Genomic DNA, 13,740 nt, shown 5'->3' on the forward strand with positions numbered 1-13,740 from the left:
GCAGCGGCTGCACCAGCTGCATCAAGGCCGGATATAGAGCTGCAGCCCATCCTGTCCGTCGAAACACGAGAAAACTGTTGCAAACGGGACGCGTTCATATAGACACCTCATGAACGACCACACCCATTTCCAGCCGCTCGGCGGCAATGAAATGCCGCGCTGCGGCGGCATCGCGACGATGATGCGCCTGCCGCACGTGGCGAGCGCCGAAGGCCTCGACGCGTGTTTCGTCGGCGTGCCGTTCGATCTCGGCACGTCCAACCGCACGGGCGCGCGCTTCGGCCCGCGCCAGATCCGCACCGAATCCGTGCTGCTGCGCCCGTACAACATGGCCACGCGCGCCGCCCCGTTCGATTCGCTGCAGATCGCCGACATCGGCGACGTCGCGATCAATCCGTACAACCTGCACGATTCGATCGCCCGCATCGAGGCCGCGTACGACGCGATTCTCGAGCACGACTGCAAGCCGATCACGCTCGGCGGCGACCATACGATCGCGCTGCCGATCCTGCGCGCGATTCACCGCAAGCACGGCAAGGTTGCATTGATCCACGTCGATGCACACGCCGACGTGAACGACACGATGATGGGCGAAAAAATCGCGCACGGCACGCCGTTCCGCCGCGCGGTCGAGGAAGGCCTGCTGCACGGCGACAAGGTCACGCAGATCGGCCTGCGCGGCACCGGCTACGCGGCCGAGGATTTCGACTGGTGCCGCGAGCAGGGCTTCCGCGTCGTCCAGGCAGAGGAATGCTGGAACAAGTCGCTCGCGCCGCTGATGGAAGAAGTGCGCGCGCGCGTCGGCGATACGCCCGTCTACATCAGCTTCGACATCGACGGCATCGATCCGGCCTACGCGCCCGGCACCGGCACGCCGGAAATCGCCGGCCTCACGGTGCCGCAGGCGCTCGAGATCATCCGCGGCGCGAAGGGGCTGAACATCGTCGGTTGCGATCTCGTCGAAGTCGCGCCGCCGTACGACCCGTTCGGCACCACGGCCCTGCTCGGCGCGAACCTCGCGTACGAGCTGCTGTGCGTGCTGCCGGGCGTCGCGTACCGCGCCTGATTCCGGCGCGCCACCACTATTCCAAATCAGAGGATTCCAGAGGAGCACACATACAGATGGGAACTTCCGTCAAGCAACCGAAGCGGGCGGCGCTCGCGTCGTTCGTCGGCACCACGATCGAGTGGTACGACTTCTATAGTTACGCGACCGCCGCCGCCATCGTGTTCGGGCCGCTGTTCTTTCCCGGCGAAAACCGCTTCATCAGCCTGCTCGCGTCGTTCGGCTCGTTCGCGGTCGGCTTTTTCGCGCGGCCGCTCGGCGGCGTGATGTTCGGCTATCTCGGCGACCGCTTCGGCCGCAAGCGTTCGCTGCTCGCGACGCTGATGCTGATGGCCGTGTCGACGGTCGCGATCGGCCTGCTGCCGACCCATGCGCAAGCCGGCGTGATCGCACCGATCCTGCTCGTGCTGATGCGGGTGCTGCAAGGCATCGCGGTCGGCGGCGAATGGGGCGGCGCGGTGCTGCTGGCCGGCGAGCATGCGCCCGAAGGCAAGCGCACGTTCTTCGCGTCGTTCGCGCAGCTCGGCAGCGCGAGCGGCCTGATCCTGTCAATGCTCGCGTTCGGCGCGATCAGCACGCTGTCGAAGGACGACATGATGAGCTGGGGCTGGCGCGTGCCGTTCCTCGCGAGTTCAGTGCTCCTGATCGTCGGCTTCGTGATCCGCGCGAGCGTGTCGGAGTCCCCCGAGTTCGAGGAAGTGAAGAGGAGCGGCAACATCGCGCAGAAGCCGCTGCGCGAAGCGCTCAAGTACTGGCCGCTGCTGCTGCTCGCGATCGGCGCGAATGTGTACGGGATCGCCGGCGTGTATTTCAGCAATATCTTCATGATCAGCTATGCGACGCAGTTTCTGTCGCTCGACCGGTCGATGGTGCTGCATTGCATGACGATCGTCGCGGTGCTGCAGTTCGTCGTACAGCTCGCGGCCGCGTTCCTCGCGCAGCGCTTCGGCACCACGCGCGTGCTGCTGATCACCGGCGCCTGGGCGATGATCGTCCCGTTCGTGATGCTGCCGCTCGTGCATCTGGGCACGCCGGTGTCGATCACCGTCGGCGTCGGCCTCGCGACGCTCGCGGAATCGGGCTACTACTCGGTGGTCGCGGGCTTCGTCAGCGGCATCTTCGTCGCGCGGATCCGCTATACGGCGATCTCGATCGCGTACCAGGTGTGCGGTGCGCTCGCCGGCGGCCTCACGCCGCTCGTCGCGACGCTGATCGCGCAGAACGCGGCCCCGCAATGGTGGCCGCTCGCGATCCAGTACACGAGCGCCGCCGTGCTGTCGTCGCTGTGCGTGTGGCTGATCGCGCGCCGCGTCGGCATCGACGATGCGGGCGCGCCCGGCAAGACGGGCGATGCGCTGCCACGCGGCACGCGCACCGCGTAGCGCGACGCGTACCGCAAACGCATGCATGACAAAAATCGGCCCGCTTCCGCGGGCCGATTTTTTGCCGTCGCGATCGTCGATCGCTGCGGCGCCATACAGCGCTCGCTGCGTGTGGTTACCGCACCTGGTTACGCAGCGTCTTCGCGGCGGCGACCATGTTCGTCAGCGCCGGAATCACTTCCGCCCACTGGCGCGTCTTCAGCCCGCAATCCGGGTTCACCCACAGGCGTTCCGCCGGAATCCGCTCGGCCGCCTTCCTCATCAGGCCGACGATCTGATCCTGCGTCGGGACGTTCGGCGAATGAATGTCGTACACGCCCGGCCCGATTTCGTTCGGATACCTGAAGTCGTCGAACGCATCGAGCAGCTCCATGTCGGAGCGCGACGTCTCGATCGTGATCACGTCCGCGTCCATGTCGGCGATCGACGCGATGATGTCGTTGAACTCCGAATAGCACATGTGCGTGTGGATCTGCGTATCGTCCTGCACGCCGTTCGCGGTGATGCGGAACGACTCGACCGCCCACTGCAGGTATTCGCTCCATGGCGCGCGGCGCAGCGGCAGCCCTTCGCGCAGCGCCGCTTCGTCGATCTGGATCACGCGCACGCCGGCCTTCTCGAGATCGAGCACTTCATCGCGGATCGCCAGCGCAAGCTGGTAGCACGATACCGAGCGCGGCTGGTCGTCGCGCACGAACGACCAGTTCAGGATCGTCACGGGGCCCGTGAGCATGCCCTTCATCGGCTTGTCCGTCAGCGACTGCGCATAGGCGATCCATTCGACCGTCATCGCCTTCGGGCGGCTGATGTCGCCGAACAGGATCGGCGGCTTCACGCAGCGCGAACCGTACGACTGCACCCAGCCGAACTGGCTGAACGCGTAGCCGTCGAGCTGTTCGCCGAAGTATTCGACCATGTCGTTGCGCTCGGCCTCGCCATGCACGAGCACGTCGAGTTCGAGCGACTCCTGTTCGCGGACACTGCGCTCGATCTCGGCCTGCATCGCCGCGCGATAGCCGGCTTCGTCCAGCGCGCCGGCCTTGAACCGGCTGCGCGCCTGGCGGATCTCGGCGGTCTGCGGGAACGAGCCGATCGTCGTCGTCGGGAACGCCGGCAGCTTCAGCCGCGCCGACTGCTTCGACGCACGCTGCGTATAGGGGCTCGCGCGGTTGCCGAGCTGCGCGTCGATGCGGGCAATCGCAGCCTTCACCGCCGGGTTGTTCACGCGCGGCGATCGGCGGCGCGAATCGATCGCGGCGGCATTCGCGGCGAGCGCGCCGGCCACCTTGTCGCGGCCTTCGTTCAGTGCGGTCGCGAGCACCTTCAGCTCGTCGAGCTTCTGCAACGCGAACGCGAGCCACGAGCGGATTTCGGCGTCGAGCTTCTCCTCGCTCGCGAGATCGACCGGCACGTGCAGCAGCGAGCACGACGGCGCGAGCCACAGCCGGTCGCCCAGTTGCTTCGCGAGCGGCTCGAGCCAGTCGAGCGTCGCGTTAAGGTCCGTCTTCCAGATGTTGCGGCCGTTGATCGCGCCGACCGACAGCACGCGATCGGCCGGCAGTTCACGCACCAGCGCGTCGACTTCGTCGCGTGCGTTGATTGCATCGACGTGCAGACCGTCGACCGGCAGCGACGCCGCGAGCGTCAGGTTGTCCTGAAGCTGTCCGAAGTACGTGGCGAGCAGCAGCTTGATGCGGCGAGTTTCCAGCGCCGCATACGCGGTGCGGAACGCGTGGCGCCATTCGGCATCGAGCTCGGTGACGAGAATCGGCTCGTCGATCTGCACCCATTCGACGCCCTGCGCGGTCAGCGTGTCGAGCAGCGCACCGTACACCGGCAGCAGCTTCGCCAACAGCGCGAGGCGATCGGAATCGTCCTTCGCCTTGCCGAGCCACAGGTACGTGACCGGGCCGAGAATCACCGGCTTCGCGCGCACGCCCTGCGCGTTCGCTTCGGCCAGTTGCCGCAGCAGACGCGACGGATCGAGCGAGAAGTTCGTGTCCGCGTGGAACTCCGGCACGATGTAGTGGTAGTTCGTGTCGAACCACTTCGTCATTTCGCCGGCCGCGACGCCGCCGCAGCACGCGGCGTGCTCCTGCGCCGATTGCGTCGAACGGCCGCGCGCGACGCGGAAATAGTTGTCGAGCGCATCGCCGTGGAAATCCTGCACGCGCTTCGGCAAGTTGCCGAGCGTGACGCTCATGTCGAGCACCTGGTCGTAGAACGCGAAGTCGCCGATCGGCGCGAGATCGAGATCGCGCTGGTCGTGCCAGTGACGCCGGCGCAGCTCGGCGCCGAGCGCCTTCAGTTCGTCGCGCGACGATTCGCCGTTCCAGTAGCGTTCGAGACCGAACTTGAGTTCGCGCTTCGCGCCGATGCGCGGAAAACCGAGGTTGTGTGTCGTGACCATGAAGCTGCCGTCCAGAGAAAGGTGAAGATCAGGCAGCCATCATAGGGATTTCAAACCATGAAATAAAATGGCATTATTTCATTCATCCATTAACATTTTTCATGCATTCATTGCATGAGCGCGATCCATGCTGGAACGATTCCATCTCGTCGTCATTCGTGAAGTCGAACGCCAGGGCTCGCTGACCGCGGCGGCCAATGCGCTGCACCTCACGCAATCGGCGCTCAGCCATACCGTCAGGAAAATCGAGCAGCAACTCGGCACGCCGATCTGGGATCGGGAAGGCCGCGGGCTGCGGCTCACGCAGGGCGGGCAGTATCTGCTGAAGCTGGCGAACCGCCTGCTGCCGCAGTTCGAGCTCGCCGAGGAACGGATGAAGCAGTACGCGAAGGGCGAGCGCGGCACGCTGCGCATCGGGATGGAGTGCCACCCGTGCTACCAGTGGCTGCTGAAGGTCGTCTCGCCGTACCTGTCGTGCTGGCCCGACGTCGACGTGGACGTGAAGCAGCGCTTCCAGTTCGGCGGCATCGGCGCGCTGTTCGGTTACGACATCGACGTGCTCGTGACCCCCGACCCGCTGAACAAGCCGGGGCTGCGCTTCGATCCCGTGTTCGACTACGAGCAGGTGCTGGTGGTCGCGGATTCGCACCGGTTCGCGAATGCCGACTACGTGAGCCCCGAGCAACTGACCGACGAGATCCTGATCACGTACCCGGTCGAAACCGACCGGCTCGACATCTACAACCAGTTCCTGACGCCGGCCGGCATCGTGCCGAGGCGGCACAAGTCGATCGAGACGACCGACATCATGTTGCAGATGGTCGCGAGCGGGCGCGGCGTGGCCGCGCTGCCGCGATGGCTCGCCGACGAATACGCGGACCGGATGCCGGTCGTACCGGTCAAGCTCGGCAAGAAGGGCATCGCGAAGCAGATCTTCCTCGGCATCCGCGAAGCGGACGCATCGATCGACTATCTGGCCGCGTTCGTCGCGCTGGCGCGCGAATCGACGTGGAGCGCGCCGCGCATGCTGCGCTAGGCGTGTCCGGTTGCCCCGCGCATCAGGCGGCGCGAAGGCCTGCGCGTTCGCCGCGCTCGACCCACGCGCCGAACAGCAGGCCGATCGTCGTCCACATGATCACCTGCATGCCGATGGCCGCCACGCGGAACTTCCACAGCAACGCCGCCGGGAAATCGGCCGGCAGTTCGCTGACCGACGGCAGCCCGATCTGCACGGCCGCGATGATCGCGACGAACACGAGCCCCGCGACGATCGACGCGTTCCACTGGCCGAGCTTCGCCAGCAGATGGCGGCGCACGCCGACCGAGAACACCATCGTCGCAACCGAGATCGCGATCATCAGGAAGAACAGGCCGGTGCGATAGCCGATCGTGTCGGGGTCGCCGACCGACGGCGGATTGGCCGGGTACTTGAGGTTCGGCACGATCACGAGCGCGACGAACGCCGCCAGCGCGAGCCACGCGGCCAGCGGCCGTGCCGGCAGGCGGCCGCCTCGTCCGTACGCATACGCGAAGACCAGCGAGAACAGCCCGCCGAATGCCGCGCCGTAGGTCACGACGCCCGTCAGCAACCCGAGGCCGGCCTGCGTGTGGCGGCTGACCAGCTCGGGTTCCGGCGCCTCGCCTTGGGCGGCGGCGGTTTTTTCCTCGAAGGAGATCGCCTGATCGACTTGCGGTTCGCCGACGATTTTCGCGAAACCGAACGTGAGGAGGCCCGCGGCGATGCCTGCGAGCATCCCGCGCATGAGCAGCTTTCCGATCATCGCAGGCTCCGCGTCAGTGGCAGGGAAAGCCGAGCAGATGGCGGCCGTCGTGGACGAATTCGTGGACGACCATGCCCGGCACGAGCGACGTCGCGCCCTGTTCCGCACCGACGAAATAGAGTGCGAGCAGCAGGATCAGGCCGACGAACGCGGCCCACGGCAACAGTTCACGGACGGGGATGGGTGCCGGCACGGCCGCCGGCTTCAGCACTGCTTCGCTCATGGATGCACCTCAGGGGAATCGCGCCCCGACAAATGATGGATGGGTACGAAGGCAGGTCTGGCTTCCGGGATCATCGATTCCCCGGTTACAGTGGCGCGACCGCGCCGGAATTGCACCGGCTTCCGCGCTTCGTATCGGGCGAATTGTACGCGCGAACGTTCGCGTATTGAAGCGATGACACACGACGAATGCGCCCCGCTCCGGATCGTCCGACAACCGACATGACCATGCCTGCCTCGCTGCGCCTGATCGCCCACGCATCGACCCGCGCAATGCGCACCGGCACGTTTCCCGACGACGATCCGCTCGACGCGCACGGGCTCGCCGAAGCCGCTGCGCTGCGCGGCCGCTGGACGGATGTCGCCGGTTCGCTCGTGCTGTGCAGCCCGGCACGCTGCGCAAGGCAGACCGCCGACGCACTCGGATTGCACGCCGATATCGACGACGCGCTGCGCGACATCGACTACGGCAATTGGTGCGGCAAGCGGCTGCACGATCTCGCGCGCGACCTGCCTAACGAACTTGCGGCGTGGATCGGCACGCCGTCCGCGTCGCCGCATCGCGGCGAATCGTTCGACGCCGCCGCGCATCGGGTCGGCACATGGTTGAACGCGCTGCCGCGCGATCGCGACATCATTGCGATCACGCATGCGCCGATCGTCCGCGCGGCCATCGCGCATGTGCTGCGCACGGGCGCCGCGGCGACCACACGCGTCGACGTCGCGCCGCTGTCGTGCACGACATTCGTCGCGTCGCCGGCCGGCTGGACGTTGGCCACGATGGAGGATGACCGGCTCGACACCGGCGCGTAAGCCGCTGTCCTGTTCACTATGTGAGTAGACGATGCGCCCCGACGCTTCGCATGCCGTCGCTCGCCTTACATCCCCGTAAGACACACCGTTCGTCCTCCCGACTGTCATCAAACTGACTGCTAGCCGCAGCTAGGATCGGACGAGGTTCCCTTACGAGATGTCGTCATGAATCAACCTGCTTCGTCCGCCCCGAACAATCCGGCCTCCGTCGCACGCACCCGGCAGATCGGCTATGCCGTCTTCCTGCTGGTGCTCGTGCTCGGCGGCGTCTATATCGCCACGCACCTGGTCGACGATCTGTCACCGGTCCGCGAAGGGTCGATGTTCCCGTACCTGCTGCTCGGCGCAGCACTGCTGATCGCGCTGGGCTTCGAGTTCGTCAACGGCTTCCACGACACCGCGAACGCGGTCGCGACCGTGATCTATACGCACTCGCTGACGCCGAACGTCGCGGTGATCTGGTCGGGCATGTGGAACTTCCTCGGCGTGATGGTCTCGAGCGGAGCCGTCGCGTTCGGCATCCTGCAGTTGCTGCCGGTCGAGCTGATCCTGCAGGTCGGCAGCGGCTCGGGCTTCGCCATGGTGTTCGCACTGCTGATCGCCGCGATCGTCTGGAACCTCGCGACCTGGTATTTCGGGTTGCCGTCGTCGAGCTCGCATACGCTGATCGGGTCGATCATCGGCGTCGGGCTGATGAACCAGTTGCTGCACGGGTCGTCCGGCACGAGCGGCGTCGACTGGGGCCAGGCGCTCGGCGTCGGCAAGTCGCTGCTGTTCTCGCCGATCGTCGGCTTCCTCTGTGCGTCGCTGCTGCTGCTCGTACTGAAGTCCGTCGTGCGGATTCCGGAGCTGTACAAGGAACCGCCGAAGGACCAGCCGCCGCCGTTCTGGATTCGCTGCCTGCTGATCCTCACGTGCACCGGCGTGTCGTTCGCTCATGGGTCGAACGACGGACAGAAAGGGATGGGGCTCATCATGCTGATCCTGATCGGCACGGTGCCGACCGCGTATGCGCTGAACAAGGCCGTCACGCCCGCCGAATCGCAGACCTTCGTGGCGGTCGCGAACCAGGCGGCCGCGACGTTCGGGAAGTACACGAACGGCGTCGCGCCTTCCTCGAATCCGCGCGCCGATGTCGAACACTACGTGCAGCATCGTGAACTGACGCCCACCGTGCTGCCGGCCGTGGCGCAGTTGTCCACGTCGCTCGCGACCGCCGTCGGCGCGTCGGGCTCGATGGCGGCCGTGCCGCAGCGCGACGTCGACAACGTGCGCAACACGATGTATCTGGTATCCGAAGCCATTCGCCTGATCGAGAAGTCGGGCCAGCCCGCATTCGCCGCCGACGACAAGCTCGCGATCGACAACTATCGCAAGCAGCTCGACCACGCGACCAAGTTCATTCCGACGTGGGTGAAGGTCGCCGTCGCGATCGCGCTGGGTCTCGGCACGATGGTCGGCTGGAAGCGGATCGTCGTGACCGTCGGCGAAAAAATCGGCAAGCAGCATTTGACGTACGGACAGGGCGCATCGGCCGAACTCGTCGCAATGCTGACGATTGGGGCCGCCGACATGTACGGGCTGCCCGTGTCGACGACACACGTGCTGTCGTCGGGTGTCGCGGGCACGATGGCGGCGAACGGTTCCGGGCTGCAATGGAGCACGGTGCGCAGCCTCGTCCTCGCATGGGTGCTGACGCTGCCCGCGTCGATCGCGCTGGCGGGGGGGCTTTACTGGTTGTTCCGGTCGCTGGCCTGATCGGCGACGCGGCGGGTGGCGGGCGATAGCCGGCCAACCGCCGCGGCAGGGTGGATCTGTCGCTGCTCTGCTGCTCTGCTGCTCTGCTTCTCCGCTTCTCCGCTTCTCCGCTTCTCCGCTTCTCCGCTTCTCCGCTTCTCCGCTTCTCCGCTTCTCCGCTTCTCCGCTTCTCCGCTTCTCCGCTTCTCCGCTTCTCCGCTTCCCAGTCTCTCCGCTCCGGCACGTCGCCACATTCAGTGTGTCGATGCCGTGCCGTCAACGTTTCCCCGTTTTCTCGCCCGAATTAAAGCGCAAGATCTGGAGCGTACCGGCACACGGACGCTACTAAACTGGGTTCATCAAGTTTCATGACTTCGACCGTGCGCGACCGCACGGCGCCACACTGCCGAAGCCTCGAGGTACGCCCATGAACATTGCCGATCTGCAACCTGCCGTCGAACCGCTGGACATCGCGCAACGCGTCGACATGCTCGACTGGCCGAGCGTCGATGCCGAACTCGATCGCTACGGATGCGCACGCGTGCCGGGCCTGATGTCGGCAAGCGAGTGCGATGCACTCGCGTCGCTCTATCCCCGCGATGCGCTCTATCGTTCACGTGTCGTGATGGCGCGGCACGGCTTTGGCCGCGGCGAGTACAAGTATTTCGCGTATCCGCTGCCAGCGGTCATCGCCGAACTGCGCGCGACGATCTACCCGCATCTCGCGCCGATCGCGAATCGCTGGAACCAGGCGCTCGGGATCGATGTCCGTTACCCGAAAGACCATGCGACGTTCCTCGATCGCTGCCACGCGGCGGGCCAGACGCGACCGACGCCGTTGATCCTGCAATACGGCGCCGACGACTACAACTGCCTCCACCAGGACCTGTATGGCGAGCACGTGTTTCCGCTGCAGGTCGCAATCCTGCTCTCGGCGCCGGGTCGCGATTTCAGTGGCGGGGAGTTCGTGTTGACGGAACAGCGACCACGCATGCAGTCGCGTGCGGAAGTGGTGCCGCTGACGCAAGGGGATGCGGTGATCTTCGCGGTACACGGCCGGCCTGTGCAGGGAACCCGTGGCGTCTACCGCGTCAACCTGCGCCACGGCGTCAGCCGGATTCGAAGCGGCCACCGTCACACGGTTGGCATCATCTTCCATGATGCGCAGTAGCGGGAATCGAAACAGCTGTGCTGCTGCCGCGCCGCTTATCGCGTCGCATTCATGGTCGTCCCGGCACCGCACGTCATCGCTCGGAAAACGCTCCGATCAAGCATGGCCGGCCGGAAGGCCCACTCGCCCGAGTGACAGAAGACCGGTTGCGTTAACCAACGGGCGAGCGCGGCCGCAATGCATCAACGCTTCCGGTGAACGCCGAAAAACATGCGATCTCACCTGTCGCCTCGTCATCGTTCGGAAAACGTTCCGACCAAGCGTGGCCGGCCGGAAGGCCCACTCGCCCGAGTGACAGAAGACCGGTTGCGTTGACCGTCGGGCGAGCGCGGCCGCAATGCATCAACGCTTCCGGCGAACGCCGAAAAACATGCGTCCTCACCTGTCGCCTCGTCATCGCTCGGAAAACGTTCCGACCAAGCATGGCCGGCCGGAAGGCCCACTCGCACGAATGCCAGAAGACCGGTCGCGTTGACCGTCGGGCGAGCGCGGCCGCAACGCATCAGCGCCTCCGGTGAACGCCGAAAAACACGCGTCCTCACCTGTCGCCTCGTCATCAGTTCGGAAAACGTTCCGACCAAGCACGGCCGGCTCGGAAGGCCCACCCACCCGAATAACAGAAGACCGATCGCATTGACCCTCGGGCGAGCGCGGCCGCAACGCATCAACGTTTCCGGTGAACGCTGAAAAACATACGTCCTCACCTGTCGCCCGCCAATACGATTTGCAGTCCGGCCTATCCTCGCGCCACGTTGGCCCGCAGCCGATCGCCGGCATCGGAAGCCAGCCGTGCGTAGCCCGGCAACGTCAGCAGCGCGAGCACGCCCGCCGCGACGAACGCCCAGCGGAAATCGTCGAGCACGTAGTGCATGCCGGCCGCATCGCCGCGCACCAATGCCGCGAGCCGCAGCGACAATGCACCGAACGCGATCCCCATCCCGATCGTCATCTGCTGCGCGGCGCTCCATAGCGTGCTGGCCGCGCTCGTCTGCTGAGCCGGGATATCCGCATAAGCCAGCGTCGCGAGCGTCGTGAACTGCATCGACCGCGTGAGCCCGTAGACGAATACGACGAACAGCGTGATTGCCAGCGGCGTCGACGCGGTCAGCCAGCCGCATGCGATCGTGAAAATGCCGGCGATCGTCACGTCGACGAGCGCAACGCGCCGAAAGCCGTAACGGTCGAGGATCCACGATGTGCCCGCCTTCATCCCGAGATTGCCGAGCGCGCTCGCGAGCAACAACAGGCCTGACTGGAACGGCGACAGCCCGAAGCCGATCTGGAACAGCAGCGGCAGCAGGTACGGGACGGCGTTGATCGCCATCCGCGTGATCGAGCCGGTGATCACCGTCACCGAGAACGTCGGCACCTTCAGCGTCGTGAAATCGAGCAGCGGATGCGCGCAACGTCGCGCATGCAGCCATGCGGCGATGCCGAACAGCACGCTTGCGCCGACCAGGACACCCGCGCGCATGAAGTCGACATCCTGCTGGCCGGCCGCTTCGGTGCCGATCAGCAGGCAGGTCAATGCGCCACCGGCCAGCACGAAGCCGATCCAGTCGAGCGGCCGTTGCTCGGCGGCTCGCGTATTCCGGACGATCAGCCAGGTACAAACGAGCGCGGCGACGCCGAACGGGACGTTCAACAGGAAGATCCATCGCCACGATGCATAGGTCGTGATGAAGCCACCGATCGGCGGCCCTACGACGGGCGCGACGATGCCCGGCCACGTGATCGTCGCGATCGCACGCATCAGCCTCGCTTTCTCGGTGCTCCGCACGACGATCATTCGCCCGACCGGCACCATCATCGCCCCGCCGATACCCTGCAGCAGCCGGGCAGCCGTGAACGACATCACACCTTCGGATAGCCCGCACAGCACCGACGCGCCGGTAAAGACGACGATCGCGCTCGCGAAGACCGTCCGCGAGCCATAGCGATCCGCGATCCAGCCGCTGATCGGAATGAACACCGCCAACGCCAGCATGTAGGCCGTCATCCCGAGGCTCAGTGCGTTCGGCCCAACGCCGAACGAACTGGCCATTTGCGGCAGCGCGGTCGCGATCACGGTCGTGTCGAGATACTCCATGAAGAACGTCGCGGCGACGAGATAGGGCAAGAAGTCGGTCGTCCGACCACCTTGGACGGGGCTGTCAGTCATGAACGATGCAGGAGACGGGATGTAAAAAGACACCGATCACCGACGGATGCAGGCACGCACGGGGAATCGGACGAACGCTGATATTACCCCGAAGGACTTGCTCCCCGCTCTGCCGAGCATGTCGTGCGAATGGACTTTATGCGCATAGATTTTTTACGACGATTTCGCCCGGCGTTCGCCGAGTGATGCACGGGACGCGGCGCATCGAAGAGCAGCCAGACAAAGTGGGGGTTCGTCAGAAAGCGGTATTTATTGACCATTGTTGATCAACATCGCTCATCACCGGGCATCGCAACATCATCGCCGGATGCGCAGCAGCGGCCGAAATCGATCCTGAGGACGGATGGTACTGTTAGCGGAAGGAGGCGCCGGGAGATTCTGGACGACACAACCACAGAGTGCTCGAGAACAGTCGAGCGTCGAATTGACGGACTCGCACTGCAATTGATTGCGTTGGTGAAGTGCTAACGCAGATAGGCGGGGGTAACGCTCTTCCGCTCGCGCGTGCATTTCCGCCGCGCCAATGCAAAAACCCCGGCCTTTTTGGGCGGGGGTTTCTGGCTTAGGGAGCCTGACGATTACCTACTTTCACACGGGAATCCGCACTATCATCGGCGTAGAGTCGTTTCACGGTCCTGTTCGGGATGGGAAGGGGTGGGACCGACTCGCTATGGTCATCAGGCAAAGGGGGTTGTTGCGTTGCTTCGCAGCGCAACCAATCTTGGAAGAAGCAGTAATTTAGGTTGTGTGTATCACACACGAGAATCCAACGTGTCTCGTCTTGCTACGCAGGTCACCGGTACTTCAACCGGCGCACCGCATCGATCAGCTTCGCTGCTCGATGCTCTGCGTGGGATGCTCGTAAGTGCTGAAGCACTAACGATCATCGACACAAGGCAGACTTGTTATAGGATCAAGCCTTACGGGCAATTAGTATCAGTTAGCTGAACGCATTACTGCGCTTACACACCTGACCTATCAACGTCCTGGTCTCGAA

10 protein-coding genes, 2 rRNA genes and 1 riboswitch are annotated in these 13,740 nt (G+C 64.9%); of the genes, 6 read left to right on the forward strand and 6 right to left on the reverse strand.

Annotated elements, in window-relative coordinates; all coding sequences use genetic code 11:
• Positions 1–109 precede the first annotated feature (109 nt).
• Together speB and HWX09_RS33275 are read left to right on the forward strand one after the other, a co-directional pair.
• The gene (gene speB, locus HWX09_RS33270; RefSeq protein WP_027781482.1) at positions 110–1,066 is read left to right on the forward strand and encodes an agmatinase; all 957 of its coding nucleotides are present in this window, start codon (positions 110–112) and stop codon (positions 1,064–1,066) included.
• 56 nt (positions 1,067–1,122) lie between these two features.
• Positions 1,123–2,448: an MFS transporter gene (locus HWX09_RS33275; RefSeq protein ID WP_027781483.1), complete on the forward strand. Its 1,326-nt coding sequence runs from the start codon at positions 1,123–1,125 to the stop codon at positions 2,446–2,448.
• 115 nt (positions 2,449–2,563) lie between these two features.
• On the opposite strand, the gene metE is transcribed toward HWX09_RS33275, so the two are convergent.
• A complete protein-coding gene (gene metE, locus HWX09_RS33280) occupies positions 2,564–4,858 on the reverse strand; it encodes a 5-methyltetrahydropteroyltriglutamate--homocysteine S-methyltransferase (protein WP_027781484.1) in 2,295 nt (764 codons plus the stop codon).
• A 127-nt stretch (positions 4,859–4,985) separates the two neighbouring features.
• Here metE and HWX09_RS33285 point away from each other — a divergent pair, with 127 nt between their 5' ends.
• Positions 4,986–5,894: a LysR family transcriptional regulator gene (locus HWX09_RS33285; protein WP_027781485.1), complete on the forward strand. Its 909-nt coding sequence runs from the start codon at positions 4,986–4,988 to the stop codon at positions 5,892–5,894.
• A 22-nt stretch (positions 5,895–5,916) separates the two neighbouring features.
• On the opposite strand, the gene HWX09_RS33290 is transcribed toward HWX09_RS33285, so the two are convergent.
• Together HWX09_RS33290 and HWX09_RS33295 are read right to left on the reverse strand one after the other, a co-directional pair.
• Positions 5,917–6,639 (reverse strand): CbtA family protein, encoded by a 723-nt coding sequence (locus HWX09_RS33290; RefSeq protein WP_027781486.1) that lies wholly within the window; start codon positions 6,637–6,639, stop codon positions 5,917–5,919.
• 13 nt (positions 6,640–6,652) lie between these two features.
• On the reverse strand, positions 6,653–6,862 hold the full coding sequence (locus HWX09_RS33295; protein WP_027781487.1) for a CbtB-domain containing protein: 210 nt from the start codon (positions 6,860–6,862) through the stop codon (positions 6,653–6,655).
• A 32-nt stretch (positions 6,863–6,894) separates the two neighbouring features.
• A riboswitch (cobalamin riboswitch) is annotated at positions 6,895–7,038 on the reverse strand.
• A gap of 45 nt (positions 7,039–7,083) precedes the next feature.
• On the opposite strand from HWX09_RS33295, the gene HWX09_RS33300 reads away from it, so the two are divergent.
• The 3 genes from HWX09_RS33300 (at position 7,084) to HWX09_RS33310 (ending at position 10,582) form a co-directional block, all read left to right on the forward strand.
• Complete coding sequence (locus HWX09_RS33300; RefSeq protein ID WP_027781488.1) at positions 7,084–7,674, forward strand: histidine phosphatase family protein; 591 nt, start codon at positions 7,084–7,086, stop codon at positions 7,672–7,674.
• Between the two features lie 165 nt (positions 7,675–7,839).
• Positions 7,840–9,432 carry an inorganic phosphate transporter gene (locus tag HWX09_RS33305; RefSeq protein WP_027781489.1) on the forward strand — a complete coding sequence of 531 codons (1,593 nt, stop codon included), beginning with the start codon at positions 7,840–7,842 and terminating at the stop codon, positions 9,430–9,432.
• A 406-nt stretch (positions 9,433–9,838) separates the two neighbouring features.
• Positions 9,839–10,582 (forward strand): 2OG-Fe(II) oxygenase, encoded by a 744-nt coding sequence (locus tag HWX09_RS33310; protein ID WP_027781490.1) that lies wholly within the window; start codon positions 9,839–9,841, stop codon positions 10,580–10,582.
• Between the two features lie 736 nt (positions 10,583–11,318).
• Here the strand turns inward: HWX09_RS33310 and HWX09_RS33315 are convergent.
• The 3 genes from HWX09_RS33315 to HWX09_RS33325 all read right to left on the reverse strand — a co-directional run.
• Complete coding sequence (locus tag HWX09_RS33315; RefSeq protein ID WP_027781491.1) at positions 11,319–12,743, reverse strand: DHA2 family efflux MFS transporter permease subunit; 1,425 nt, start codon at positions 12,741–12,743, stop codon at positions 11,319–11,321.
• Positions 12,744–13,312: 569 nt separating this feature from the next.
• A 5S ribosomal RNA gene (gene rrf, locus HWX09_RS33320) occupies positions 13,313–13,425 on the reverse strand.
• A 227-nt stretch (positions 13,426–13,652) separates the two neighbouring features.
• Positions 13,653–13,740, reverse strand: a 23S ribosomal RNA gene (locus tag HWX09_RS33325); the annotation flags it as partial.

This window comes from Burkholderia sp. BCC1208, from assembly GCF_902833095.1.
GTDB lineage: Bacteria > Pseudomonadota > Gammaproteobacteria > Burkholderiales > Burkholderiaceae > Burkholderia.